The sequence below is a fragment of the Fimbriimonas ginsengisoli Gsoil 348 genome (genome assembly GCF_000724625.1).
Taxonomy (GTDB): Bacteria; Armatimonadota; Fimbriimonadia; order Fimbriimonadales; family Fimbriimonadaceae; genus Fimbriimonas; species Fimbriimonas ginsengisoli.
Genome location: NZ_CP007139.1, coordinates 4601099 through 4627094, shown reverse-complemented (window position 1 = coordinate 4627094; position 25996 = coordinate 4601099). Strand labels below are relative to the sequence as shown.

The 25996-nt window shown below is 58.6% G+C and carries 21 protein-coding genes and 1 pseudogene; 13 read left to right on the top strand and 9 right to left on the bottom strand.

The annotated features are described in order from the left end of the window. Positions 1-12 precede the first annotated feature (12 nt). The 3 genes from OP10G_RS20795 (at position 13) to OP10G_RS20785 (ending at position 3260) form a co-directional block, all read left to right on the top strand. Positions 13-357: a hypothetical protein gene (locus tag OP10G_RS20795; RefSeq protein WP_025228508.1), complete on the top strand. Its 345-nt coding sequence runs from the start codon at positions 13-15 to the stop codon at positions 355-357. After that, positions 354-1049 (top strand): hypothetical protein, encoded by a 696-nt coding sequence (locus OP10G_RS20790; RefSeq protein WP_025228509.1) that lies wholly within the window; start codon positions 354-356, stop codon positions 1047-1049. The genes OP10G_RS20795 and OP10G_RS20790 overlap by 4 nt, the downstream gene beginning before the upstream one ends. Before the next feature lie 96 nt (positions 1050-1145). Beyond that, positions 1146-3260: a KAP family P-loop NTPase fold protein gene (locus OP10G_RS20785; RefSeq protein WP_084179578.1), complete on the top strand. Its 2115-nt coding sequence runs from the start codon at positions 1146-1148 to the stop codon at positions 3258-3260. A 424-nt stretch (positions 3261-3684) separates the two neighbouring features. On the opposite strand, the gene groL is transcribed toward OP10G_RS20785, so the two are convergent. Together groL and groES are read right to left on the bottom strand one after the other, a co-directional pair. Next, on the bottom strand, positions 3685-5277 hold the full coding sequence (gene groL, locus OP10G_RS20780) for a chaperonin GroEL (protein ID WP_025228511.1): 1593 nt from the start codon (positions 5275-5277) through the stop codon (positions 3685-3687). 111 nt (positions 5278-5388) lie between these two features. Then, a complete protein-coding gene (gene groES, locus OP10G_RS20775) occupies positions 5389-5700 on the bottom strand; it encodes a co-chaperone GroES (protein WP_025228512.1) in 312 nt (103 codons plus the stop codon). Positions 5701-6362: 662 nt separating this feature from the next. Between groES and OP10G_RS20770 the strand changes: the two genes are divergently transcribed. Both OP10G_RS20770 and OP10G_RS27050 read left to right on the top strand, forming a co-directional pair. Continuing rightward, positions 6363-8120, top strand: a complete 1758-nt coding sequence (locus OP10G_RS20770; RefSeq protein WP_144241282.1) for a fibronectin type III domain-containing protein — start codon at positions 6363-6365, stop codon at positions 8118-8120. 21 nt (positions 8121-8141) lie between these two features. Next, positions 8142-8312: a hypothetical protein gene (locus OP10G_RS27050; protein ID WP_158409310.1), complete on the top strand. Its 171-nt coding sequence runs from the start codon at positions 8142-8144 to the stop codon at positions 8310-8312. An 11-nt stretch (positions 8313-8323) separates the two neighbouring features. Here OP10G_RS27050 and OP10G_RS20765 read toward each other — a convergent pair whose 3' ends face one another. Next, complete coding sequence (locus tag OP10G_RS20765; protein ID WP_025228514.1) at positions 8324-9091, bottom strand: hypothetical protein; 768 nt, start codon at positions 9089-9091, stop codon at positions 8324-8326. Between the two features lie 71 nt (positions 9092-9162). On the opposite strand from OP10G_RS20765, the gene OP10G_RS20760 reads away from it, so the two are divergent. From OP10G_RS20760 to OP10G_RS20735, 7 genes and pseudogenes are all read left to right on the top strand, one after another. Then, positions 9163-10380 carry a glycosyltransferase WbsX family protein gene (locus OP10G_RS20760; protein ID WP_227624995.1) on the top strand — a complete coding sequence of 406 codons (1218 nt, stop codon included), beginning with the start codon at positions 9163-9165 and terminating at the stop codon, positions 10378-10380. Between the two features lie 83 nt (positions 10381-10463). Then, on the top strand, positions 10464-12650 hold the full coding sequence (locus OP10G_RS20755) for a GH36-type glycosyl hydrolase domain-containing protein (protein ID WP_025228516.1): 2187 nt from the start codon (positions 10464-10466) through the stop codon (positions 12648-12650). A gap of 1334 nt (positions 12651-13984) precedes the next feature. Then, positions 13985-14278 carry a hypothetical protein gene (locus tag OP10G_RS20750; RefSeq protein WP_025228517.1) on the top strand — a complete coding sequence of 98 codons (294 nt, stop codon included), beginning with the start codon at positions 13985-13987 and terminating at the stop codon, positions 14276-14278. A gap of 18 nt (positions 14279-14296) precedes the next feature. Further along, positions 14297-14446: pseudogene (locus OP10G_RS27985) on the top strand (LacI family DNA-binding transcriptional regulator); the annotation flags it as partial. A 51-nt stretch (positions 14447-14497) separates the two neighbouring features. Beyond that, positions 14498-15337: a LacI family DNA-binding transcriptional regulator gene (locus tag OP10G_RS20745; RefSeq protein WP_227625153.1), complete on the top strand. Its 840-nt coding sequence runs from the start codon at positions 14498-14500 to the stop codon at positions 15335-15337. 6 nt (positions 15338-15343) lie between these two features. Continuing rightward, complete coding sequence (locus OP10G_RS25230; protein ID WP_025228519.1) at positions 15344-16150, top strand: prepilin-type N-terminal cleavage/methylation domain-containing protein; 807 nt, start codon at positions 15344-15346, stop codon at positions 16148-16150. 65 nt (positions 16151-16215) lie between these two features. Beyond that, positions 16216-17478: a glucoamylase family protein gene (locus tag OP10G_RS20735; protein WP_158409309.1), complete on the top strand. Its 1263-nt coding sequence runs from the start codon at positions 16216-16218 to the stop codon at positions 17476-17478. A 71-nt stretch (positions 17479-17549) separates the two neighbouring features. On the opposite strand, the gene OP10G_RS20730 is transcribed toward OP10G_RS20735, so the two are convergent. From OP10G_RS20730 to OP10G_RS20710, 6 genes are all read right to left on the bottom strand, one after another. Then, positions 17550-19253 (bottom strand): NAD(P)/FAD-dependent oxidoreductase, encoded by a 1704-nt coding sequence (locus OP10G_RS20730; protein WP_025228521.1) that lies wholly within the window; start codon positions 19251-19253, stop codon positions 17550-17552. A gap of 44 nt (positions 19254-19297) precedes the next feature. Then, complete coding sequence (locus OP10G_RS20725; RefSeq protein WP_025228522.1) at positions 19298-20281, bottom strand: Gfo/Idh/MocA family protein; 984 nt, start codon at positions 20279-20281, stop codon at positions 19298-19300. Between the two features lie 196 nt (positions 20282-20477). Next, a complete protein-coding gene (locus OP10G_RS20720; protein WP_025228523.1) occupies positions 20478-21683 on the bottom strand; it encodes an ABC transporter substrate-binding protein in 1206 nt (401 codons plus the stop codon). A 59-nt stretch (positions 21684-21742) separates the two neighbouring features. Further along, positions 21743-22306 (bottom strand): biotin transporter BioY, encoded by a 564-nt coding sequence (locus tag OP10G_RS20715; protein WP_038473495.1) that lies wholly within the window; start codon positions 22304-22306, stop codon positions 21743-21745. A 35-nt stretch (positions 22307-22341) separates the two neighbouring features. After that, positions 22342-23127, bottom strand: coding sequence for a PA14 domain-containing protein (locus tag OP10G_RS25225; protein ID WP_052547880.1), 786 nt, complete (start codon positions 23125-23127; stop codon positions 22342-22344). Next, a complete protein-coding gene (locus OP10G_RS20710) occupies positions 23075-24487 on the bottom strand; it encodes a beta-N-acetylhexosaminidase (RefSeq protein WP_227625152.1) in 1413 nt (470 codons plus the stop codon). Before OP10G_RS20710 ends, OP10G_RS25225 begins: the two co-directional genes overlap by 53 nt. A gap of 447 nt (positions 24488-24934) precedes the next feature. Between OP10G_RS20710 and OP10G_RS25220 the strand changes: the two genes are divergently transcribed. Continuing rightward, complete coding sequence (locus OP10G_RS25220) at positions 24935-25993, top strand: PQQ-dependent sugar dehydrogenase (RefSeq protein ID WP_158409307.1); 1059 nt, start codon at positions 24935-24937, stop codon at positions 25991-25993. The last annotated feature ends 3 nt before the right edge of the window (positions 25994-25996 follow it).

Below are 25996 nucleotides of genomic sequence, written 5' to 3'. Positions count from 1 at the left end.
ATACAAACGTCTATGGAATATCAAGGAATTATGGTTAAGCGTATCGCAGTCGGGGTGATTTCCGATCACAATGCACCATCTGAGAATTGGTTCCCTGGAGACGGCAACAGTACTTTGCCGGACGTGAAGGAGCTTCTGGACATGCTCCAGTACGCAGAGCACAGGTTAATCGGGAGACCCGTCTCAATCATTATTGCCGTGGTTTACGAGGCGCCTGAGGTGATTGGCAAACAGCTCAATCGAAGAACTCCGCACCGAATCGATCAAAGAGTGAAGCTCGATGTTTTGCTAGGACAGGTGCTGGCCGACTGCGTCGAAGATGCGCGGGTCCAAACCCAAAGTGAGGGTGGTGAATGAAGATAGACGTGGTTCGCCGCCGCCGACTCAGATCTGAAGTGCTACGTCGAATTTACGATATAGTGGATGGACATCTGAGTGACTCTACCGGGGTTCCTTGGCAGCACGAGGAAATCTATCGAGGTTTTGAAGTTGACCCAGATGAAATCGAGAAAGCGCTAAATTATCTTGCTGATGCACGCCTCTTGGAGGAACGCCCCATTGGAGTGTATGGTTTAACGCGACGCGGCCTAGACGAAATCGAGGATCTCATTGCTGCCCCGGAGAAATCTACCGCTCATTTGTCACCACTAATTGTCCAGCACATTCACAACTCCGGTCAACTCGCGATTGCTCAAGGAAGAGACATCACGATTGCTCAGACCGGCGTGCAAAGCAATCTACCAAGAGAGCTACTCGAACTCGCGAATCAATTGAGCCCGCTCATTGAGGCTAATCAACAGCAAGAACTTGAAGTCTTTCTTAAGGCTGCAGCGGAAGGAACCTCAAAATTTGAGTTGGCCGCACGTGCGGAGCCTCTTGCTAAGGAAGAAGGCGTAAGATCCGTATTGAAGGCATTCTCTGATGAGATTGCAAAGGAACTTGGGAAACATGCCGTTGCGGGCACAGTTGCAGGAGGGACTTGGCTTGCCGTCCACGGTCCAGTGGTCTACGAAGGCTTGACGATGCTTCTGAAAACTCTACATTTATAAAGAAAGTCATTGGCACTCCCAATCTCTCTGCTTAGGTGCTCCCTTTGTGTTTAGAAACTTTCACTGAAATATCGCCGCTCTCTTACTAAATAAAACATGGAATCCGTGCCATTTTCAGATACTCACGATGCCCCTATCTCTGGAGTGAAAGATGATCGGTTAGCGAGGAAGCCATTCGCCTCTTCATTGGTCAGAACTTTACTTGCAGATAATCCTAACGGAGCGACCGTCGTGGCTGTGATGGGTGGTTGGGGAACTGGCAAATCATCGGTTGCGGCAATGGTGGCCGAAGAACTGGATAATCAGGCAACCGTAGTGAGATTTGAACCCTGGATGGTTGGTTCACGTGAAGGGCTCGCCCGCGAATTCTTTGCAACGATTGGGAACAAGATCCTGCCAAAAGAGGACACTGACAAGGACAAAAAGGCCCGCTCTCGATTCTATAGATACAGTTCAAAGATTATGAGCACCATTTCCACGGGGGCAGGGGCGTTGAGCGTGGTCGTGCCCGGTGTGGGGATAGCTGAGAAGGGATCAAAGGCTATTAGCGAAGCCCTCAATTATGCGGCAGAAGGTCTAGAAGCACAAGCCATCGAGCCCACTCTACGTGACGCCAGAGACGAAATATCTTCTGATCTGGCGGAGCTTACTAAACCCGCAGTTATCATCATAGACGATATAGACCGCCTGGATAAGGAGGAAGTGCGGATCACCTTTCAGTTGATTAAGGCCTGCGCTGACTTTCCAAACATCCGATACCTTCTGTTGTTTGATCGTGATCAGGTATGTCATGCGCTTAAAGATTCAGTGACGGACCCGGAGGCTTTTCTTGAGAAGATTGTAAGTCGCCCGTTCGATCTCCCAGAAGCTACGAGAAAACAGCGAAGTGCGCTCCTCGAAGAATCCTTATTGTCAACGGGAATCCATGAGAATCTTGGCAAGAGTGGCATGGAGCGCCTCTCCGTCGTTTTCGATCAGGTCCTCCTACCAGGATTGTCCACGGTACGGCACGTAAAGCGATTCATTACTACGATTGAGACTCTTCTTCCTTCGCTTATCGTCGAAGGCACACGCAACATCGACCCTGCTGACTTCCTTGCCTTGGAGTTTCTTCGACAATATGTACCTACTATTTATTCGGTGCTACGTGAAGAAGAAGCTCCACGTCCAGGTGGTCGGCTAGCCTGGTTGATGCAAGACGAAGCAAATGATAAGAAGAAGGAAGCTAGGGCCGAAGCTCTCGATCAGCTCGGTGAACCGAAGAGATCGCTAGCTATATATGCTTTAGAAGCACTAGGGGATGGTAAGTCCAGAAATCCCCTGGCACTCATGACGTGCAGGTTCTCAACTGATTATTGGAAGCCTGTCTACCTTGGTTTTCATGAGGCTCGTGCTAGTGTCAGCCAGAAAACGTGGCAAGAGTTCAAATCGAGCTTGCGGGGAACCGACAGCGACCCGTTTTGGCTCCATGAATGGGATGACCGCGAAGCACGCGACAGGTGGATTGCAGCAATTGTGACTCGGGCCTGGGACATTGAATGGCCCGAGAGCAAGCAGCTGATGAAGATTCTTTTTGAGTGGGGAGATAAACAACATCCCGAGGAAGGGGTATTTACCAGCTCGTATACTAGCTGGGAAAGCGCAGTTATGAACTGCGTATCTTCAATGTTGGAGATATCTCCCGATGGCCTAGATCCGGTAAATGAGTTAAATGAGGTCATCAAGAGCACAACTGCTTTGGTTGCTCCGGCCATCGTTGTTGGAATGGAACTTGAGCAAAAGCGCAAGGGGCGCCACCCTGATTGGTCAGAGGAATCTGACCTCGCCCCTCTTCAGCGGTCGCTCGCCAGAAAAGTAAAGAAATTTGTCGAATCAGGCGAGATCTGGAATTCGAACGACGTCCGCACCGCATTTTCAGCGGTGCGTTATATACTCGGTGATGCGTACTGGACCAAATGGTTTGATTCAATCCATTCATCAGAGGAAGCACTCGTTCAATACTTAAACCTATATCTCGGTCAAATCGTAGATTTCAACTATGGGTTTGACGAGGGGCCACTAGTGGCTGCAATCCGCGACATAGCGCCGGAAAAGCTGAACGAAAGTGGCCGGAGAGCTCGCCTCTTGACATTGAACGCTGTGCGGGACCCGTTAGGTCGTCAGAGACGTCGCCGGCCCCGCTTGGATACGGTTGAAGTAGTTGAAATTTAATCGACAGCTGGCTACATAAAGTTGTTTTTTGGTGCAAATGGTTTCGGTGGTTTCCGGATCGAATCCTGCCAAGTAAAACACCCCCTCCGCCACCATCCTGCAGATAGGGGAATGGATCGGCTGACTCACGAGGGTTGCAGCCGACGAAACGGGCTGAATCGCCCATGTCCGCTCCTCGTAAGGTCGCCGACACAGGAAAGTCGTCGAGAGTCGTCACGCTGATGTATGCCTCGTGATCCGTTTTCAACTTAGTCTATGTCTTAGTCTCAGCTGTAAGGGACAATCCTGACCTCTGCTTTCCACGCTAGTTAATAGATACGTAAGACCTCCACCGACGCGCCGGGGCGGTGAGGCGTGGTGCATCTCCTGAGAAACAAAAGAGCCCGGCGAGCTTTGCTCGTCGGGCTCTAAAAGTCCGGGTGGACTAGTGGGCGTGGCCCTCGTCTTCCTTCTCAGGCAGCTCGGCGACGATGGCTTCGGTCGTGAGCAATAGGCCGGAGATGGACGATGCGTTCTGCAGGGCTTGGCGGACGACCTTGGTGGGGTCGACGACGCCTTGGGCCAGGAGGTCGCCGAACTCGAGGGTGGCGGCGTTGAAGCCGTTGTTCTCTCGCTTGACCTGCGACACCACGACCGAACCTTCGACGCCAGCGTTCTCGGCGATGGTTCGCAGAGGGGCCTCGATCGCCTTGGCGATGATCTTGACGCCGATCTGCTGGTCCCCTTCGAGGTTCAGGCCGTCGAGCGCCTTACCGGCGCGGATCAGAGCCACGCCGCCGCCGGGGACGATTCCCTCGGCGAGAGCGGCTCGGGTCGATGCCAGCGCGTCTTCGATGCGCGCCTTCTTCTCTTTGAGCGCGGTCTCGGTGGCCGCGCCGACCTTGATGACGGCGACGCCGCCGGAGAGCTTGGCCTGTCGCTCTTGCAGCTTCTCCTTGTCGTAGGAGGAATCGGTGTTCTCGATCTGCTGCTTGATCTGGCGAAGCCGGCCTTCGATGCCGCCCTTGTCACCCTTGCCGCCCACGATGGTGGTGGTGTCCTTGGTGATGACGATGCGCTGGCAGGAGCCGAGCATGTCGGGGGTGACGTTCTCCAGCTTGATGCCGAGGTCCTCAGAGATGAACTGGCCGCCGGTCAGGATCGCCATGTCCTCTAGCATCGCCTTACGGCGATCGCCGAAGCCCGGGGCCTTGACGGCGCAGAGCGGGAGGTTGCCACGGATGCGGTTCAGAACCAGCGTCGCGAGAGCTTCGTTCTCAAGGTCCTCGGCGACGATGACGAACGGCTTGCCCATGCGGAGAACCTTCTCGAGCATCGGCACTAGGTCCTGCACGTTGCCGATCTTCTTCTCGAAGAAGAGGATCAGCGGCTCTTCGTAGACGGCCTCCATGCGGGTGGCGTCGGTGACGAAGTAGGGGGAAAGAAATCCCTTGTCGAACTGCAGACCCTCGACGTTCTCGTAGGTGGTCTCGGTCGACTTGCTCTCTTCGACGGTGACGACGCCGTCTTTGCCGACCTTGTGGATCAGCTCGCCCACGAGCTTGCCCAGCTCGGGGTCGTTGGCGGAGATGGTGGCGACCTGTACGGCGCCGTTGATTCCATCGACGGGCGTCGAGATCTTCTCGAGCTCGGCGACGATCGCGTCGACCGCCTTATCGATGCCGACCTTGATCTGCGTCGAGTTGGAGCCGGCGGCCACGTTGCGGATCCCTTCTTTGAAGATGGCCTGGGCGAGAACGGTGGCGGTGGTGGTGCCGTCGCCCGCGGTGTCGTTGGTCTTGCTGGAGACTTCGCGAATGAGCTGGGCGCCCATGTTCTCGAATCGGTTCTCGACCTCGATCTCTTTGGCGATGGTGACGCCGTCGTTGATCACGGTGGGAGAGCCGAACTTCTTCTCGAGAACGACGTTTCGTCCGCGCGGGCCAAGGGTGACCTTGACCGCGTTGGCGAGCTTATCGACTCCGATTTCTAGAAGCTTGCGCGCTTCGTCGGTGTATTTAATATCCTTTGCTGGCATGTGAATTCCTTTGGGTTAGCAGTTGGCGGTTGGCGGTTAGCAGTAGGGGAGGGCGCTTGGGGTTAGGCGTTTCTTTGTGCTAACGCCCAACGCCTTAGCGCCTAACGCCTCTTACGCAGTAGCTCCCACCGGCTCGTTCTCTAGTACGGCGAGGACGTCGTCCGCGCGAAGAATGACGAGGTCTTGGCCGTCGACCTTGACCTCGGTCCCGCCGTACTTGCCGTACAGAACGGTGTCGCCGACGTTGATGCCGACGGGGGCGAGCTGCCCGCTATCGAGGCGCTTGCCGGGACCCACGGCGAGGACTTTGCCGCGCTGGGGCTTCTCTTGAGCGGTGTCGGGAAGGATGATGCCGCCGGCGGACTTCTCCTCCTTTGCCGCGGCCTCAACGATGATTCGATCGTGCAGGGGCTGAATGGCCATGTTGATTCGTTCCTCCAATGTGAAATCTTTAATTTCGGAACGGCCCGTCGAGGGCCGGTTTGATTGGCAGTTTACCCATGCGAGTGCTAACGGTAGCTACAGCTTTGTCCGTTTCGGACCTCGATACACACGTGGGTCGAAGAGTGGCCTCCGATCTGATTTCCACCCCAGCAAGACCTAAATCTTAATAAAAGCTATCTTAAAGAGAGGATGGTTTACACGTGAAAACAGATGAATTTATTAATTCATGCTTTGAAAGTTTGCTGTAATCAAGATCCTGTGCTAGTCTCGGCGACTGGAGGTAGTGTTTGAATAACCTTTGTAGAATCCTGCTTGCTTTAACAATTCTGTGTGTTGCGCCGATCGCACAGGCGGCAAACCAGTTGGTATCGCTGACCCCCTCGGCCGACTTTATGGTCGGAACGGGGACCGTCACGGTTCAACTCGGCATGTATCCCAATATCCTTCCGTTTTCTCCGGGCTCAGAGATCACGCTCAATCTGACTTCATCCAACCCTGCGGCCGTTTCCGTGCCTGCCACTACGACCTTTGGTGGAGATCCCGCTAACACTTCGTTTACCGCGACCGTGCATGCCGTGACGCAACCCACCACCGTCACAATTTCTGCACGCCAAAACGACAATTCCTTTGCTTTTTTCCGGATGACCGTAGCGTCCACCAAAGCCTCCGTTGCGCCCGCGCACGTTTCGGCCCTTGGCGGAGAAGGGGGCATCTTGGTCTCATGGGATCCTTCCCCTGCGACACTTCGCACGAGCCTGGCCGGTTATCGAGTCGTTCGAACGGGTCCTGGAACAACGATCAAGACCTTCAATACCGTTCCCATCACCTCTACGCAATTCTACGACTTCACCGCGGTAGCCGGGACTTCATACACCTACAAGGTGAAGCTGATGAACTCTGCGCTAGCCACGGTGACGACTTCCCCGACTTCCGGCAGTGCCACCGCAATCACGGGCAACTCCGTGACGTGGAGCGCCAATCCTGCGGTTGACTCCTCGGGAACCAATGTCTCGTTTGCGGTCGCGCCCCCAACAGGTACGGCAGATCGGATCTACCAAGCCGTTGTGAACGGTGTTGTGATAGGCCAGGCCGAAGCGGACGACAGTTTAGGACCCTACAGTACGGCGAACTTGGTTCGTGGCAGCTTCGATCTTGAAAGAATGGCCGGCACGAGCTACAGTGTTCGAATCGTAGCTCAGTCCCCAAGCGGCTTTGCCAGTTCCACGCCGCAGACGGTGACCGTCCCTGCTTTGCCCTGCAATGGGCTGAAAACCGGCGACGTCGTGTATACGCCCGACTCGACGTACTCTCACTTCGAATTCGATCTACTGCCTACCGGGGCCTACAACAACTGGTCGACTTGGTCGGTTGAAATCGCGAACCGGAATGCACCCACGACGATTCTCCGGACTTGGGTCGGGCTGCAAACTCATGCTGCGTTCGATTGGGATGGAACGGATTCGAACGGCAACTTGCTCCCGAGCGGACGTTATGTCGCTCATGTTACGGGACCAGACCATTCCACATTCGATCTGCCCGTGCCGATGATGATCGCCACATCGGTACCTCGGCTACTTGCCATGGTGACCGATCTATATCCGATTGCCCCTTGGGGACCGGACAACGGGAACGACTATGCCAACTTGATCTCCTCCTATGTGGGGGATTTCCAGGTTCAAAACCCCGGATATACGAGTCAGGTTCTTTACTGTGCGCCAAATGGCGGACTTTCGCCTGTTCTCGCCCAGTTGGTGAGGACCTGGATTCAAAGCCCCCAACTGTGGGACCTGTATATCTATGGCCATGGAAACTTCCAGGGCATCGATGCGCTAGGCCACCTCAAGTTTTGTAGTTACAACTGGACGGGACCGGATGGACGACTCGGAGATGCAAGCAATAACTTCATCTTCTCCATTCCGACCGTTCTTCAAAATCGAGGTCAGCGCTTCCACTGGGTCTTCCTCGATGGGTGCAATACCTTCGGGAACGAACACAACGAAGATCACCCTAAGGCGCTGGTCACCTACAACAACTTAAACGCCTACTGTGTACCGATCGGCGGGGTCTACTATCCGCCCGACGTGTTCATGGGATGGAACGGCCACAGTATCGCCAATTCTACGACCGTAACCACGCATAACCCGCCTCTCACCACTTGGTGGTATTTCAGGCAAGCGTACTGGTACAGCATCACTCACGCGGGTGGAGAGTTGGCCGCCTACAGCGAGGGCGGCGCCACCTACTTTGCAATGCTGCAGGCGTCTCTGCATGCCACGGGCGCCGTAGACTTCATCCAATACGAACCTTGGGAGACGAATGACGCGGACCAAGTTAGCCGCTATAACTTCTACGAGGACTTCGAGTTCTGGGGAACCTATTTCCTTGGGGAAGGTCCCTAGCGAGTCCGATAATCTCGGAGATTGCGGATCATCCCGGAGACGGTCAGCGTCTCCGGGATGATCGAGCTTTACGTCCTTCGCTTCCTTGAAGTGAAGCGGCTGCGCGAGAACGTGCAACCGGACCTCGTCGAGCTCAGATTGATTGGCGGTTTGCCCATGTGGCGCCAAAACAAGGTTGACGGCCGGGACTAGTTCGCAAGTCCCTACTTGGCGCCGATGCGCAAGTGGGCGACGGCGATATCGTCGATCCACGCCGTGAATCCCTCGCTCGCCGACTGATAGTTGTTCCAACCGAATGCAAGGCTATCGAAGAACGGAGGGATTTCCGTCCCCTCGAAGTGGCCGGCGCCGTTGTTAAGCTTCACCTCGGGGATCTCTTTGCCGTCGATGAAGAGTTGGTATGTCTGGGTCGCGTGATCGACATACCATTCGACGAGCATCCACTTTCCGTTGAACTTGTACTTGTACGGGCTCCCTTTGCCGAACTCGGGACGCGGAGTCACCCAGACGTTGTACAGCCATTGCAAGCCGCCATCAGGACCGGTGCACGTGTCGGCGAGGCGAACCCAGACCGGATCGTTGTGGAGCGGGCTCGTCCCCGCCCCCTCCACGATCGTGCTGTGAATCACCGCGAAGCTTTGGCCCGCCGGGACGACTGGAACGGGGGTTGGAATCTTGACCTTCAGATACAGCCGTCCCCAATGGCTCCCTCCAAGATTCTTAACGAGGTCTCCCTTCAGCACGATCCGGCGCGGTCCCCTCTCGGCCGGATTGATTTGAAGGCACTTCTTGCCGCGGTGAGCCTCCTTGCTGGTGACCTCGCAATTACCTTGTTTGGTAAATCCGTCGGGAATCCCTCCGTCCGGAGTCGATTCAAAATTCACGACCAGGACCGGCTTCTCCTTGCCTGCGCCACCGGGGGGACCAGCAAGAATCAAGGCGGGAAGGAGAGCCAAAAGACGACCGCTCATGTGCGGCATGTTACCGACACATGAGTTGACCGTATGATGGGTAATCGCTTATTCCGAGCTGAGGTTATCGTTTGACCAGCATCGCGCTCTTACTTGCCATGTCCGCCGCGACCTCGCCACCGCCCGAAAAGATTACGGTGGCGAGCTATTACTTCGGGAACTACCACCCCGGCGACCCTCGAAATGAGATATCGAAGGGACATGGATGGTCGGAGTGGGAACTGGTCAAGGCAGCCAAGCCGCGCTTTCCGGGCCACCATCAGCCGAACCTCCCTCTGTGGGGTTTCACGGATGAATCCGATCCGACCGTGATGGCCAAGAAGATCGCCGCCGCGGCGGACCACGGGATCGATGCGTTTATTTTCGACTGGTACTACTACGATGACGGTCCTTTTCTAGACCGGCCGATCGACAACGGCTTTTTGAGGGCAAAGAACAACCGGCGCCTGAAGTTTGCCTTCATGTGGGCAAACCACGACTGGCTCGACATCCATCCCTACCGCAAGGGTGCGCCACAAAAGCTGCTCTATCCGGGCCGAGTATCGCCTGCGACGTTTGAGAGGGTCGGCGACCATTTGATCAAGGACTACTTCCGCCGGCCCAATTACTGGAAGATCGACGGGAAGCCGTATTTCTCGTTTTATGAGCTGACGAAACTGCTGGAGAATTTCGGATCCATCGAGGCAACCCGTGCGGCGCTTGACCGATTGAGGGCGAAAGCGGTTGCGGCGGGCCTGCCTGGCTTGCATCTGAATGCCGTCGTGTGGGGGCAGCCGATCCTTCCCGGTGAAGGGAAGCCCGCCGATACCGCGAAGCTGATCAAAGATCTGGGATTCGACTCCGTGACCTCTTATGTCTGGATCCACCACGTTTCGCTTCCGGAGCAACAGACGGACTACGACGTCGTCCGCGATGGCTACATGAAATATTGGGAGACCGCCGAGCACGAATTCGGCGTTCCTTATTTTCCGAACGTCACCATGGGGTGGGATTCCAGCCCTCGAGCCGACCAGCGGGATGAGTTCGGCAATTTCGGCTACCCGTTTATGAACACGATCGGCGGCAACACGCCCGAGCGATTTCGGACTGCGCTCGAGATGACCAAAACGCGATTGTTAGCCCAGAAGTACGGCCCGCGCGTTCTCAATATCAACTGTTGGAACGAGTGGACCGAAGGGAGCTACCTGGAACCGGATACGGTGCACGGCATGAAATATCTGGAGGCGATCAGGTCGGTGTTTCGGCCAGGGCGAGTACGAAAAGCCGCTCTTGCGCACTTTGAAAAGTGAAAGGATAAGGGAGAGGTAAATCTTGCCAATCCCGTAGCTGAACCGTATCAGCAATCGGCCCCCACGCTGTACACTTTGCGCGTATGCTCGATGACGCGCTTCGTCCGGCGGCTACGGAAGCCGGGTGCTCCGGCCGACGTTTTCCCAACCCTTATGGCTACTTCGAGGGGGGAACCGGGGCTTTCGTCGTTACAGACGTCCTCACTCCTCGTCCATGGGCGAACGTGATGTCGAACGACAAGTACGGGGTGGTCGTTAGTCAAGCCGGGGGCGGCTTCTCTTGGGCGGATAATTGCCAGCTTTACCGGCTCTCGCGCTGGGAGCAAGACCTCGTTCAAGACGCTTACGGGCGGTTTATCTACGTCCAGGATTTGGATCGGCCGGACGAGCTCTGGTCGACGACCTACCAGCCGACCCGGCACCGGGCTGAACTCGAAGAGGTGCGGCACGACCTCGGAGCGACCACTTTCACCCGCCGATTCATGGGCCTGGAGACGCGCCACACGGTGTTCGTCCCGCGCGACGACTGCGCCGAGGTGTGGATCGTCGAAATCGAAAACCTTACGGAGAAGCCGCGGCGACTGCAACTGGGGAGCTATCTTGAGTGGCACCTCGGCGGGATCGGCGATTGGCACCGAGAATTCCACCGCCTGTTTATGGAGAGCCGGGCGCAAGGCAACACGCTGGTAGCGTGGAAGCACCCCGGGCTCGTCGAGCATCGGCGTACCGAGATGGCGGAGCCGGAGCGGGCGTTCATTTCCTGGTCGGGAGTAGAAGAGGTTCGGTGGGTTACCGATAAACAGGCCTGGCTCGGACGCGAGGGAAGCACTTCCGCCCCGGAGGCGATGTATCGCGAAGTCGAAACGTCCCGGACCGCTCGCTGGGACGACCCAGTGGCGGGTGGCCTGGCGACTCTGGAATTGGCGCCAGGGGAGACGCGAACCATTGTTCTCACTTTGGGAGCCGCCCCAACGGAGGCGGAGGCGCTTACCCTCGCGGCGAAGTACGACGAGGCCTCGGCGCGGGCCGAATTAACAGCGACGGTCGATGGTTGGCGCGAGCGTTGCGCGGCGATGAACGTCCAGACCGGCGACGAAGCGATCGATCTGATGTGCAACACCTGGCTGCCTTATCAGGCGGTGGCCGGCCGTCTTTTGGCGAAGTGCGCTTACTACCAGCAAGGGGGCGCTTACGGGTACCGCGATCAGCTTCAGGACAGCCTGATGCTGCTCCAAAGCGAACCGGAAACGACGCTATTGCAGCTTGGACGGCACGCGGAAGCGATGTACGAGGATGGCGGGGTGCGCCACTGGTGGCACCCGGGAACCGATATTTTCGTGCACAGCCATCACAGCGACACATGCCTTTGGCTTGCCTACGGAACGCTCGCTTACTTGGACGCGACGGGAAATATCGCGGCGCTAGATAACGAGTACGCATTTTTAAATCGGCAGACCGAAAAGCCAGGTGAGCGGGGAAGTCTGCTCGCCCACTGCCGGCGAGGAATCGACCGGGCGCTATCGCGTCGATCGGAGCGAGGGCTCCCCCTCATCGGCGCGGGGGACTGGAACGACGGCCTCAGCCACGCGGGTATCGATGGCAAGGGAGAGTCGGTGTGGCTCGCGATGTTTCTGTACGACATCCTTAAGCGCTTCGCCCCGATCTTGGAGGGTTCGATTGCCGAGCGGTACGAAAGGGAAGCGGAAGCGCTCAGGGCGGCCGTCAACGAGCATGCTTGGGATGGCGAGTGGTACATCGGCGGCACGCGGGACGATGGGAAGCCGTTCGGAAGCCATGTTTGCGAAGAGGGAAAGATCTTCCTCAATCCGCAGACCTGGGCGGTGATCTCGGGGATCGCGCCTCCGGATCGGGCCGCGCGCGCCATGCAATCGGTTCGCGAGCACCTGGTCACCGACTTCGGAGCCCTCCTACTGCGTCCGGCGTTCTCTAAGGTCGATCCGTACATCGGCTACATCACCCGCTACGCCCCCGGCCTCCGGGAGAACGGCGGCGTCTACAGCCACGCATCAACCTGGGCGATCTGGGCGTTCGCCAAGATGGGAGACGACGCCACCGCTCGCCAGATCTATCGAGGGATGCTGCCGCTGTTGCGAGCGCAAGAGGATTCGGAACTGTACGCGGCGGAGCCGTACGTGATGCCGGGGAACGTCGACGGGCCCGATTCACCTTACGCGGGCCGGGCCGGGTGGACTTGGTACACCGGATCAGCGGCATGGATGGTCCGAGTGGCCAGAATGTTATCTTCGTAGCCGTCAACCCCCCTACGTCGCCCCACTCCATCTTGGTCTCCCAAAGTGCGGCAACGGAAGCCGACTCGTCGACAACCAATCCGTTGATCGTATTGAAGGAGAGGTTGGGACTGGTATTGCATGGGCCGCCCGCATCCCATTGGCCGTTCAGGTAGAACGCGATGTTGTTCATCGCGTAGCCGAGGGCGAATTCGGTAGACCGGAATCCTTGGTCAATCTGGGGCGAGACTAAAGCCCTTAATTGTATTTTCATTGGATCTAAAGTAATAGGAAGGACACTTGATCGTTTAAAATTTGATTTTCTCGTGTAAACATCAGAACGATAATTAATACAAGAGTGGTCCCCTCGCATGTAGGGCGTCTAACCCCTACTTGGAGATCAACGATGTTTCTAAAAACTGGTTCCTTAGTTGCCTTAGGACTGTTCTCGGCAGCTTCTTTCGCGGGTACCTACTCTCTTTCTGGCGGTACTCTCTTGGCCTCCCCAACGACGAACTGCTATGCGTCGGTCGCAGGCTCACCAACGTATGAGTTGACCTGGGGCGGCGCGAATTCCGTTAGTTGCGGTGGCCCGGCTGGTTCCGCGAGCGCTCTCGACTCGGTTTCTCCCACGGTGACTTGGACCGTAACTTGGACGGGGGCTGCTGGGGAAACGCCGCCTGTTAGCAACGTCAACGTTAGCATAGCGACCAAGTACTATGCCCGATCCCATGCTCAGTGCGGCGGACAGCCGAATTCTAACCCCGGAACCTGGTTTGCGAAGGCGGAAATCGACGGGACACTGCCGGGTGTGGTGTCGGCGACGGCAGGATTTATGCAGAATGTAACCTCGGGTTCAACCACCTATGTCCGAGGTTCGTACATCAGTGGCCAGACGGGTTATTTTACGCAAGTGACGGGACCCGTAAACACCTGGACGGCAACGGTACAACAAACATATACGCTTGCTCTAGGGGTGAACGTCCAGAAGAACACATCTCAGCCAGTTCTGTACCCATACGGATGCTTCGCCGACACGACAGCGGACTGCCGGGCAAAAATCATAACTGTTGGTAGACAGAGTGTCCAGGCGGACTATTAACTAACCACCAGCCCTGTGGTAGGCCCGACGAATGCTTGGACCTGGCGAGGTCATTAATTGTGGCTGGCGGCTTCACCGCCAGCCACAAATACTGCCTGGTCCCGTGGAGGATCACCCGCAAAGAATTGCCGCTGAATTGGTCTCGGTTGCTAGCCGGGCAACAAAGAGGAACCTTAAGCGGAATTCTTGCGATTTTCGGCAGCAATGCTGATTCGGTTCAGCAAGTCGTAAATTTTGTGTTAATATCCCCTACGTGAAGACGAAGTGGTCCTTCTTGGTTCTCGTGGCATGCAGTTTTGCTGCCTTTGGCTGCGGTGCATCCGCTCCGAAAGTCGATGAGGCTTACATGAAGGAGGCTGCGAACACCGGTATGGACGTCAAGGCGATGTTCGACAAGAGCGGTGGCGACTACTCTAAGGTGTCAGCAGAGGACAAAGCCAAATACGTGAAATCTTTCAATGGCGACGAGAAGGCAGCTAGTGAGTTCTGGGGAAAGATGAAGAGCGGTAGCGTAGGCGGCGGTGGTCCGGCGGCCCCCAAACGCTAGGACGAATTCGAAATTTCAATGTTGAAGCGCTCTACGATTGCGGACGTTGCCAAGCTGGCAGGCGTGGGGAAGGTTACGGTTAGCTATGTGCTGAACGGCCGGTCTCGCGAAGCCCGCATTAGCGACGTTACGCAGAAGCGGGTTCTAAGTGCCGCCCAAGAGTTGAGTTACCGGCCCAACGGCTTGGCCCGAATGCTCGTCACACGGCGCACGAACACTTTGGCGATCGTTTTCCAGTATGCCGAACTGTTCTCCTCCGGTTCCGGCTTCATCAGCGAGGTGATGCGAGGGGTTTGCGCGGGCGCGGTGGAAAAAGGGTTCGACCTGATGCTTCATACCCAAGCTGTTCGCAGTCCAGAAGCCGAGGCCGATATTCTCGGCGACGGACGGGTGGATGGCGCCTTGGTGCTCCGCGACGAGGGGGATCCCACGATTTCCGCACTGCTTGATCGAGGTGTTCCAACAGTTCTGTTTTTTACGCGATCCGACCACCCGCAAGCCGCTTGGGTAGATGCCGACAACTTCTCCGGGGCTGAAGTTGCGGTGCGCCATTTGCTCGGGCTCGGGCATACGAGGATCGCAATGATCGGCGGACCGGAAGGATCGGTTGCAGCCGGGGCACGTCGCGAAGGTTACCTTTCCGCTCTTGCCGATGCAGGGATAGAGCCGTTCCCGATCTTTCCGCGAATTGGTAGCCCGGTTGAGGCCCATGAACAGCTTTCCGCGTTCCTGAATCGCCCCGATCGTCCGACAGCGCTGTTTGTGTGGTCCGACGATGTGGCGGTCGCTTGTATGGAAGTTGCGCGTGGCCTGGGTGTTTCGGTTCCTTCGGACCTGTCGGTCGTCGGATTCGATTCCCTGGATATCTGCAACCGGACAGTTCCTCCATTGACGAGCGTTCGGCAACCGATTTATGACATGGCGGCAGAGGCCACCCGCCTTTTGATTTCAATCACGCGGAGCGAAGAGCTGCCTCAGAGGCAGATCGTCTATCCGCTAGCTCTCGATGTGCGCGGTTCTACCGCGCCCTTAATGCATGTTCTATCCACAAAGAGGTGATCTTTTATGTCACGCAGACGTTCTGGTTTTACGCTTATTGAACTCTTAGTCGTCATCGCAATCATTGCGATTCTCGCCGCCATCCTTTTCCCGGTGTTCGCTCAGGCGAAGGCTGCGGCAAAGACCACTCAGTCGCTTTCCAACATGAAGCAGATCGGAACCGGTCTGAAGATTTACTTAGGCGACAACGACGACGTATATCCCCAGCGGAAGTACGATATTTTCACCTCCACTGGCGCAAAGAGTCAGATCTCTTGGAAGGGAATGATCTACCCGTACGTCAAGTCGACGGCCCTATTCACCGACACGGTGAACCAAGCGGCAAAGTATCCCGATGACACCTCCGAGCCGACGCTGCTTGCGATCGACGGTAAGGTTCCTTCGGGCAACTTGTTCCAACGGGGGTACTTCCTTGCCGATCTTCCGTTCATGTGGAAGAAGGATTGGGGTGCTGCCACTATCAGCGATACCGAGTTCGAGAATCCGGCAAACACGCTGGTTATTGGTGAGCACAAGCGAGTTTGGGTCGATGGCGGTCCGTACCTTGACTGGACACCTTCCGCGAACTATCCTGGCGATCCAATCACGGGAATGAAGTATCCGTGGGGCGGAAACAAGTGGGATAACAAGGCGATGGTCTTGGTGTTTCACGACAGCCATGCTAAGCGAGCTGCAAATTCCGCGATTTGCGGTAAGGACAACGAGCTGAACATGTGGGGCTACCAAAGGAACCAGCTCAACGCTTGGGGTGCAATGGGCGACGTTCAGTGGCTTGACACTTTCTGCCAGACGATGCCTGCCGAAGTTCGCTAAGAGCTTTCACGGCCATGGGGGCGCGATGCCATGGCATCGCGCCCCTCTTTTTATTTTTATTTCCGATGTTTACAAGCCTCATTCTCCTCTCCATCGCTCACCCCGCGCCTCGGGCCTCTCCGGCTCCGCTTCTTGAAGATTTGGAACGCCGGGCGGTGCGTTTCTTTTGGGAGCAGTCGAATCCGGTTAATGGGTTCAGCAAAGACCGGGCGACCAACGCGGAGGGGAAGGACGCGCACGAGGTGGCGAGCTGCGCGTCCGTCGGCTTCGCGCTGGTGGCCTACGCGATCGGCGCCGAGCGGGGGTGGATTCCGCGTCGAGAAGCGTTGGACCGAACTCGGGTGACGTTGCGCGGTCTGATGACGCGGTGGCCGAACGAGCGAGGCTGGCTCTATCACTTCATCGACTACAACAAGGGGACGCGCATCTGGAATTGCGAGGCGAGCAGCATCGACACCAGCATCTGCCTCGCCGGGGTGCTCGCCTCGCAACGGTATTGGAAAGACCGCGATGTCGACCGGGACGCAAACGCGTTTCAGAAGCGGATCGACTGGCAGTGGATGTTGACGGACGGGGGCGATAAGCCGGATTCCCGGCACTTCTCGATGGGGTGGCATCCGGGAGAGGGATTCATTAACGCTCGCTGGAACGACTTCAACGAGTGCAAAATGCTCTATATCCAAGCCTACGGCAGCACCAGCTTGCCGAAGGACAGCTGGGAAAAGATCAAACGCACCCCGGTCTCGTATGGCGGATTTGATCTGTTCACCGGCGGCCCGCTCTTTATGCACCAGATGACGGAGTCGTTTTACGACTTCCGCAACAAGCGCGACCGCCTGGGCATCGACTACGGCGTTGAGACGCGTAACGCGACTCTTGGGAATCGCCAGTACTGCATTGACAACCCGAAGAAGATGGCAGCCTACGGCCCCACGTTCTGGGGGCTCAGCGCGTGCGATGGTCCAGACGGATACAACGCTTTCGGCGCGCCGGGCTGGGTAAACGATGAAGGGGTCGTTACCCCGACTTCGGCAGTAGCGAGCATGCCGTTCACGCCGGCCGAATCGCAGGCGTTCGCCGTCGCCATGCGCAAGGACCATACCGAGGCGTGGGGGAAGTACGGGTTTCCGAACGGTTATTGTCCGCAGCGGAACTGGGTCGGCCCCGACGTCATCGGAATCGATCTCGGGATGATGATGTGCGGGCTGGAGAACGCGCGAAGTGGGTTCGTTTGGAAGCTGTCGAACAGCCATCCGGTCGTGCAGCGCGGTTTCCGCTTGGCCGGATTACGCCCGGCGAAGCCGGACCCTCGGCTTCGGTTGCCATAACCGTAGCATCGGCACCTTGCCGATGAGCCCTTGACCTCAGTATGGGAAGACTCATCGGCTGGGAGCCGACGCTACGATTCGGCGGCGTACTTATTCCAGCCGACGGCGGTGTATTCGCTGCTTAGGTCTAGAAGGGGTTGAGTTGGGTCGTGAGAAGCGGCGACCCAGCCGTCCAGTACGAGGGCTTCCCAGGCGCGTAGGGCGGAGATGACGACGTGGTGGCGTCTCATCGGGTCCGAACGGAGGTGCTCGAACGATTGATTCAGAGCGTCGACGATTCCTCGTGAGGTTCGCTCTCGCTGAAGGATCTGAATGAGGAGATCGAACAGGCCGTCCATCGGCAGCAGCTTGCCGTCCCGCTCGTAGGCGTCTCGCTTGCTCACCGCGCCGGCTTCGTAGTGGGCGAGAGTGGTCCAGGAAGCCCCTTTGAGGTCGAGCGTAAAGACGTTGTTGCTGTTCAAAGGGGACGCGGCGGGAACCTCGGAGAGAAACTCGCCGAGGGCGCGGATCGCTTGAACGGAGAAGCTGCCGGTGCCGGTGGAGAGGTCGTCGCGTATGAACCCTCCCTGAGCCAGCCACGACCATGCGTTGTCGGGCGTAAGGTCGAGGCCGTTATCGGAGGCGATCTTCTGGATGAAACCTTTGAGGTCGGTGAGCTGCTCGTTGGTGGTGTACCAGTAGTCGGCGAACCGCATGTGGTTCGTCACCCGCTGGCTCTGGCGGACTCCGTACTGCTTCTTCAGCCAAGCGGAGTCGACCTTTCCGCGATCCAGCTCGAGGATCGTAAATGCGGCTTCCCGTCCGGCGGCGTGGGTAATTGTAAGACCGGCGGAGAGGATCGGATCGGCAAAGCCGCCGCTTTCACCCACCAACATCCAGTTTTCGCCGGTTTGACGGCTCGCTAAGAAAGACCAGTCTTTGGTGGTGGTGAGCTTATTCTCGCTGACCGCATTCCTCATGAGGTTGGCGATCCGGTCGTCGTCCTTCAGCGCTTTCTCGTAGAGCTCGGCCGGGCGCCTGCCGCTTTGTTTGTAATACTCAGCGGGAATGACGAGCCCGATACTGGTGCGGGTGGGGCCGAGTGGGATAAACCAAATCCATCCGTAGCCGACGCTCATCACTTGGATGAAGGTCCCGCCGACCCCGATCTCCACCGCCCAATCCGCGTTCTGCCAGTAGTCCCAGATCGCGATGTTCTGCAGGGTCGTTGGGTACTCCACCTGGACGCCCATGGCTCGCCGCAAGATGCCGGCATGACCGGAAGCGTCGACGTAGTGGCGGGCCGTCACCTTTTCGCCGTTTTGGAGCTTCAGCCCGGCGACTCGGTCCCCTTCTCGCTCGATCTCGGTGACGCGGGTGTTCTCGAACACCTCGCAGCCCATTTCCCGGGCGTGATCGAGCAGGATCTTGTCGTAGATCGCTCGATCGACCTGAAACGCGGTGGCCCGTCGCTGTCCCTCGTATTTGGCGGGTCGAGCCTGGTTCTCGAATTTATCGATCGGATAGAACATCACGTCCCACAGCTCGCGGGAACGGCCCCAGCGGTATGTACCGCCGAGCTTGATGGGAAAGTTGGCCGCTTCCACCTTGTCCCACGCCCCCATCTCGTCGAGGACGGCGGAGATTCCCGGAAGCTGGCTCTCGCCCACGTGGTCGCGGGGGAAGGTCTCCCGCTCAAAGATCGCTACCCGGAGCGCGGGGTTGTGCTTTTTGAGCAGGGTCCCGGTGGTAGATCCGCCGGGGCCGCCTCCGATGATAGCAACGTCAAATTCCATTCGACGCCAGTTTACAGAAATATGGCTTCGTGGCCCAGCCGATGCTACATCGGCCGCTCGGCGCAGCCGGATTTGGAGCTTTTGATGGCGGCGTCCAGAATCCGGCAGGCGTCCGCGGAAAGCTCGGGACTTAGAATTCCCTCCGGCTGTTTGCCGCTTCGGATGCAGTTCAGGAAGTATTCCGCCGGATTCTTGAACTCAGGTTCAGGGACTTCGACCTTCTGACCGGTCAGGATCAGGTCGCCACCTTGGACGGAGAGGGTGCCGGTCTTCCCGTGAATAACTGGGTTTGGTCCGCCATCGAAGCCGACGGTGGCCCAGGTTCCTTCCAGGAATGCGGTGCCGTGCGGGTACTTGAGGAGGATGACGGCGTGGTCGTCGGAGACCGGATAATCCTTGGTGAAATTTCCTCGAATGCAGTAGACGGTCTCCGGCATCCCCATCAGCCATCGAGCGAGGACGGCGCCGTACGATCCGAAGTCGGCGATCGCGCCACCGCCGTTTTTAGTCTCGTCATACAGCCAGCCGACGAACCACTCGTCGCAGCCAATCTCTTTGGGACCTTGGTGGCCGTTTCGGAACCGGAGATGGAAGGGCTGGCCGATGTAGCCGTCGGCCATTCGGCGCTGAAGCTCGCCCAACCAGGGCGCCCAGGCGAGGGGCCAGTTGATCATCAGCGTCTTGCCCGACTCGTGCATCGCGGTCAGCATCCGCTCGGCGTCGAACGCGTTGGCAGCCATTGCCTTTTCGACCATGCAGGGGATTCCCTTGTGAAGAGCTTGAACCGTGATCTCGGACGACTCGACGTTGTCGCTGGTCACCACGAGGGCGTCGAGCTTCTCGTTCGCGAGCATTTCGCGCCAGTCGGTGTACGACTTTTCAAATCGGTCGCGAGCTTTGTCGAGGAGCGGTGTTTCGTCGGCCACCGCCACGAGCTTTGCGCCCTCCACCTTGCTCCAAGCGTCGATAAGGCCCCAAACGTGACCATGCGTAAGGCCGGCTACGCCGACCCGAACTTCCTGTGCCATTCCCTGGACGTTACCCTGCGCTTGGCGGCGTCGACTCGATCTAGGTAGTGCTCGCGCTCCTAGTGTTGAATACCGGCATTGGCATAGGGAGCGCGAACTTCAGTTCGCTTGCTCCGCTCGAGCTTTAGCCCGCAGCGTCGGGTCGACTGAAGTCGACCGCGCAAGCGAGCTAAAGCTCGCGCTCCCAGGCCCGGTATCAGGGCGTGAGGGTGGCGATGCGGGTCCAGGCCGGGGTGCCGGTGGTGTCGATCTTGTAGATGCCGTAGAAGTCACCGAGGCGATCGCCGTTGGCGTCGAAGTGCATGGTGTCGATGGTTCCGAGCGGCGAGGTCGCGAATTCCTTCTGCATCGAGGTGATGGCGCTTCCCGACGGGTGTTGGGCCGCGCGAAGCATTGCGCGCATTCCGTCGTACACGTTGATCGAGAGCTCGTCAGGAGTTGCTTTGCCGCTTCGGGCCGCGATGCGTGCGAGCAAGGCGGATCCAGCCGGGAGCTCTTTGGCGGGATGGTCGGCAAGGGCGAAGGCGACGGCTTGGAAGTTGCACGCGGCGCAATACGCCTCGGCCTGGGCATTGGTGACCATCGACGGGATGTTGGCCAGCGATTGCGATGCCACGGCGTTGACGGTTCGGAAATCGTCGGGCTGGGCATTCAGCTTGGCAAAGGCGGGGACCAGCTCGCTAAGGCCAAAGTAGGCGATGCCGGTTTCGGCTCCGTGCAGCGCCTTCTGAGCCCGAACCGCGTCGGCAAAGGTTTGCAAGTCGCCATCGCTTGGCGTTCCGGTGGGCGCATAAGGCTGGGAGTAGACGATGTTGCCGCCGCCGGCGCGGATTTTATCCGTCATGATCTGGAGTGCGTTGTTGCCGAAGATGTCGTTGCGATAGAGGACGCAGATCGACTTCAAACCACGCCCCAAAGCATCGTTAGCAACGAGAGGGATTACCTCGCGATCGGGCGAAATGAGGCGGAAGAGGGCGTCATTCGGAATCGAGAGGTCGTCGGAGACCGATCGAGTAGAAACGACCGCGATATCGTGCGTCTGGGCGATCGGGAGAACTCGCTTGCACTGCGAGCTGATTCGCGGGCCCATAACGAACGAAACGTGGTCGCCGATGAAGCCGTTGATCGCTTCTTCTGCGCCGGCGTCGTTCGATTTAGAATCCCGGAGAATCAGGTTGAAGCGGGTTCCGCTCGGTATGGCGGCCAGGCGAGCGTTTTCATCCTCCACCGCGAGTTGACAGGCCGCGGTGAACTCGGGCGTAAAGTCGGTCAGGGTTCCGGTCTGATCGAGCATTGCGCCGACGGGGGTGGCGTTCGGATAGATCGTGGGCGACGACGAGTGTCCGCCACAGCCGGCTAGGAGGCCGGCCGAGATGGACACGGCAATAAAAAAGCGATGCATCACCGGCAGTATAGAGAACGGGCCGATGGTGCGACGGCGAGTTACCGGAAAGAACGACGTTACGGCATGGTAGCCAGGCTTCGCGAGATGGGTGGTACCAACAGAACGACGATGGCGCACTTGAACGCGTCGCCGGCGAGGAAGGGAAGGACGCCGGCTTGGAAGGCGGAGCCGGCCGGCATGTAGCGGGTGAGCCATAGAAATCCGAGCAAGAGGATCACTGTGGAAGCGGCAATCGCGGCGATTGCAAGTTTCCAAACCGACCGGTCCCACCCCCGTTCGGCAAGAAAGCCGAGCATCCATCCTGCAACCGCGAAGCCGACGAGGTAGCCGCCGGTAGGCCCCGCCAAGGCGGCCGGTCCGCTGGAGATCGAGGCCAGCACCGGGAGTCCGCTGATCCCGGCGGAGAGGTACAGGAGCTGGCTGAACAAACCGAGCCGGCCGCCCAGGGCGAGGCCGGTCAGCATAACCCCAAGCGTCTGCATGGTGACCGGCACCGGCTCCAAAGGGATCCTAATCTGCGCGCAGAGGGCCGTGAATGCGGCCCCGCCAACCACGATCATTGCTTGGCGCACCCGCGTGTTGGGTCGTAGCAGAGCGAGGGCCGGGGTCGAAGCGGTCATTTGGCGGAGGATACCTTTGTGGGCGTTGTCAGGCTCTATCGGTGGCGGAGGTTGGCGATTGTTTCCCGCTGGCCGCCGGGTGGGGTCCAGAAGAGGCTAACGCGTTGGGCTCCGCCGGCGTCGAAGTAGGTTAGCTGGAGAGGGTAGACGCCGGGTTGCAGGTCGACGGTTACGGTGCGCTCGTAATACCCGTGCGCGCCGTCGTTTTCGAGAATCCGTTTGCCGTCCAAGTAAAGGACCGAGCCGTCGTCGCTGCCGATGCCGAGGGTGTAGCGGCCCGCTTTCTCGATGACGAGTCCCCCTTCGAACAGGAGCGCGAACGGCTCCTTGAGATCCAACCCGTCGAGAGTGGCCGTCGATACGACATCGGAGGTGCCTCCGGCGAAGGCGGAAGGGGCCGGAGTTAGGTCGCCCTTCCAGGCGATCTTGGTTCGCTTTAGCCCGGATTCGGTAAAGCCGGTTGCGGTTCGTAGCGTCACGGCATGACCGACCGCGGCATCGCCCCGGCGGCCGCCGGGGAGCTGGAAGAAGAGGCGGACATCCCCTTCCCGCGCGGGAACGCGGCCGTCCCGCACTTCGGTTCCGTCGGCGAGTACCACCCGCGCGCCGGCGAGGGCAGGGCGGGTGACCTTCCATTCATGGGCGGCAGCAAGGTTCAAAACCCCCGGCTCGAGGGTTGGGGCGCCGAGCTGGAAGGCGATCCCCATTTTCTCCATGCGCACATAGTGCTGGTTTAGCCGGTTTTCGAAGTCGCTCCACGACTTGTGCTCAGGCTGCGTCCAAAGCGTCTCCGCGAGGGCGGCGGCTCGCGGATAGGTCATCGCTTCTACCTTCTGGGGGGGTTGGGATGTGCTCAGTCCAGATGTTTCCCTGGCCGCCCAGCACCCGATTGCGCTCGTCTCCGGTCAGCTCCGCAGGGATCGGCTCGTACGAGTAGACGCGGGAGGTGGGAATGGAATCGTAGCTGTAATCGAAGTAACAATGGCTCGTCGGCGACATCGCCACGTCGTGGCCGGCTTTCGCGGCCGCGATTCCGCCTTCGATGCCGCGCCAAGACATAACCGCCGCACCCGGAGCGAGGCCCCCTTCGAGGATCTCGTCCCAACCGATGAGTCGCCGGCCTTTGGAGGCGAGGTAGGCGTCCATCTGGCGCACGAACCAGCTTTGAAGCTCGTTCTCGTCCTTCAATCCGAGGGCGTGCATCCGCGATTGGCAGTATCTGCATTGATGCCAGAGCGTCTTGTCGACTTCGTCTCCGCCAATGTGGATGAACTTCGACGGGAAGATCGCCATGACTTCGTCGAGCACACGCTTGTAAAACTCGACGGTCGAGTCTTTACCAGGGCAGACCATGCTCGGCGCCTGGCTATTCGAGTCCTTGAGGTATTTCGCCATGACGTCGGCGGGCAGCTCGCATTGCAGTTGTGGGTGCGATGCGGCGGCAGCGAGGCTGTGACCCGGCATCTCGATCTCGGGGACGATCGTGACGTTACGTTGCCGGGCGTATTTGACAATGGCGCGCAGCTCGCTTTGCGGATAGTAGCCGCCGTACAGCTTGGCGCTCGATCCGGGGCCGGGGAAGTAGAGATTGCCGTAATCCCATTCGACCCCCTGCTCCTTGCGCCAGGCGCCGATCTTGGTGAGCTCAGGGAAGCGCTTCACCTCCATCCGCCACCCGCCGTCGTCGGTGAGGTGCCAGTGGAAGGTGTTCAGCTTGTGGGCCGCCATCTCATCGATGTACTTCCGGATGAACTTGGGTCCGAAGAAGTGGCGGCTCTCGTCGAGCAGCAGTCCACGCCATGCGAATCGAGGGGCGTCGTGGATGTGGCAGGCGGCGATTTGACCGTTTTGATTAAGCTGCCGCAGGGTTTGGATACCGTAGAAGAGGCCGGCGTCGGTCGTCGCGCTGATTCTGACGGAATGTGAGTCGACGTTAAGGTCGTATTCCTCGGCGGCCATTCCGGGCCCTTTCTTGAGAAAGATCGCGGAATCGCCACCGCTTTCGGAGCGGAGTGGCAGGGCGAGTGCTTCGCGGAGCCGGTCTAGGGTCTCGGAGCTGGAGCCCTGGCTCACGACCGGCGTAGTCCGGGTTAAGGCGAACGAACCGGTATTCCACTGGACCTGGTTGGGGAGCGGGATCAGAGCGGGCGTCGCGGAGGCAAGAATCAGTGCAGACAGCATCGTCACGCGCATATTCTAGCCGCGTATCCGCATCTAGATAGCGCCGGGGCGCCGATGATCGTTGGGAAGGGACGAGGGGTCGGCTTCGGCCGATTCCCCGGACCGCGGGCTGAAGCTTGGCGGAACATTGGGTCTGAAGTCCGCGCTGGCCTTGCTCCCTATCCCGAAGGGATTACGTCCAGTAGCGAAGGGTTGCGAGGCACGAGCTACCCTGGTTCGGATGACAGACAATCTTTCAACCCAAAGGGGTTGCGGCATTCTGGGGACGCAACCCCGTTGGGGTTGAATTGGTAGCTACCGCCACCAGGGTAGGACCCCGCTACGCGGGTCCAACCCTTCGCTTTGGGACGCAATCCCTTCCGGATTGGGAGATGGAATCTGCGCTTCGGAAGAGCGGTGAAGACGAGGTCATCGCGAGCTAAGATGAACGATCGGGCGGAGAATCACATGAGACGAACGAATGTTGTGGCGGCGGGCATTTTGCTGCTCCTGGGAATCGGGTGCGGAGGAAGTGGGGGCGGAAGCCAAACGCCGACCGGCCGAACGTTCGCGGCGGTTCCGGTGATCGAGTCGGTCGACACGCCGTCCTGCCTTCGTTTTGCTCCGGATGGACGGCTCTTCTTCACCGAGCTCACCACGGGCCGGGTACGCGTGGCAAGCGGGTTCAGCTTATCGGCGACTCCGTTCACTACCTTGCCGGTGGCGACGGCGGGTGAGCAGGGGGCGCTGAGCATGGCGTTCGACCCGCAGTACAACACCAATCACTTCGTTTATTTTTGCTACACCGACGCGGGGGCGGGGTGCGACCGGGTGGTGCGGTTTACGGATTCGGCCAACGTCGGCACCGCGGAAACGGTGATCGTCGATCGGTTGCCGATCGCGGGGAACCATAACGGGGGACGGATCGGATTTGGAGCCGACGGCAAGCTGTACGTCACGATCGGCGAGAACGGCAATCCGGCGAACTCTCAGAATCCGAATGTCTTGCCGGGCAAGATTCTCCGATACAACCCAGACGGAACGGTACCGGGCGATAATCCGGTGGCTGGGAACCCGATGTGGGCGCTGGGGCTGCGCAATTCGTTTGGGTTGGCATTCCAGCCCGGCACAGGCACGCCGTTCGTCTCGGAGAACGGCCCTGGGTGCGACGACGAGATCAACCGGATTGTGAAGGGGGCGAACTACGGCTGGCGTCCCGATCAACCGTGTAACGACCACGACTCCGCTTTCGTCATGCCGTTGGCCCGGTTCAATCCGACGATCGCTCCCACGGGGATCGCGTTCTCGACCTCCGACGCCTACGGATTCGCGGGCGGGTTGGTGATGGGGAGCTACAACGATGGAACGCTCCGGGAGTTCTCGATTAGCGGGAGCGCAATCACGAGCCAGCAGGTATTGGTCACCGGGCTTGGGCACTTGTTCGATGTGACCGAGGGGCCAGACGGGTTTTTGTATCTGGCAAGCTCGGACAAGATCTACCGGTTGACGATCTTGCCTTCGCTGTAGATC

Excerpts from the sequence above, each read along its gene's own strand:
- OP10G_RS20795 (WP_025228508.1), top strand. The coding sequence starts at position 13 with ATGGAATATCAAGGAATTATGGTTAAGCGTATCGCAGTCGGGGTGATT.
- OP10G_RS20790 (WP_025228509.1), top strand. The coding sequence starts at position 354 with ATGAAGATAGACGTGGTTCGCCGCCGCCGACTCAGATCTGAAGTGCTA.
- OP10G_RS20785 (WP_084179578.1), top strand. The coding sequence starts at position 1,146 with ATGGAATCCGTGCCATTTTCAGATACTCACGATGCCCCTATCTCTGGA.
- groL (WP_025228511.1), bottom strand. The coding sequence starts at position 5,277 with ATGCCAGCAAAGGATATTAAATACACCGACGAAGCGCGCAAGCTTCTA.
- groES (WP_025228512.1), bottom strand. The coding sequence starts at position 5,700 with ATGGCCATTCAGCCCCTGCACGATCGAATCATCGTTGAGGCCGCGGCA.
- OP10G_RS20770 (WP_144241282.1), top strand. The coding sequence starts at position 6,363 with ATGACCGTAGCGTCCACCAAAGCCTCCGTTGCGCCCGCGCACGTTTCG.
- OP10G_RS20765 (WP_025228514.1), bottom strand. The coding sequence starts at position 9,091 with ATGAGCGGTCGTCTTTTGGCTCTCCTTCCCGCCTTGATTCTTGCTGGT.
- OP10G_RS20755 (WP_025228516.1), top strand. The coding sequence starts at position 10,464 with ATGCTCGATGACGCGCTTCGTCCGGCGGCTACGGAAGCCGGGTGCTCC.
- OP10G_RS25230 (WP_025228519.1), top strand. The coding sequence starts at position 15,344 with ATGTCACGCAGACGTTCTGGTTTTACGCTTATTGAACTCTTAGTCGTC.
- OP10G_RS20735 (WP_158409309.1), top strand. The coding sequence starts at position 16,216 with ATGTTTACAAGCCTCATTCTCCTCTCCATCGCTCACCCCGCGCCTCGG.
- OP10G_RS20730 (WP_025228521.1), bottom strand. The coding sequence starts at position 19,253 with ATGGAATTTGACGTTGCTATCATCGGAGGCGGCCCCGGCGGATCTACC.
- OP10G_RS20725 (WP_025228522.1), bottom strand. The coding sequence starts at position 20,281 with ATGGCACAGGAAGTTCGGGTCGGCGTAGCCGGCCTTACGCATGGTCAC.
- OP10G_RS20720 (WP_025228523.1), bottom strand. The coding sequence starts at position 21,683 with ATGCATCGCTTTTTTATTGCCGTGTCCATCTCGGCCGGCCTCCTAGCC.
- OP10G_RS20715 (WP_038473495.1), bottom strand. The coding sequence starts at position 22,306 with ATGACCGCTTCGACCCCGGCCCTCGCTCTGCTACGACCCAACACGCGG.
- OP10G_RS25225 (WP_052547880.1), bottom strand. The coding sequence starts at position 23,127 with ATGACCTATCCGCGAGCCGCCGCCCTCGCGGAGACGCTTTGGACGCAG.
- OP10G_RS20710 (WP_227625152.1), bottom strand. The coding sequence starts at position 24,487 with ATGCTGTCTGCACTGATTCTTGCCTCCGCGACGCCCGCTCTGATCCCG.
- OP10G_RS25220 (WP_158409307.1), top strand. The coding sequence starts at position 24,935 with ATGAGACGAACGAATGTTGTGGCGGCGGGCATTTTGCTGCTCCTGGGA.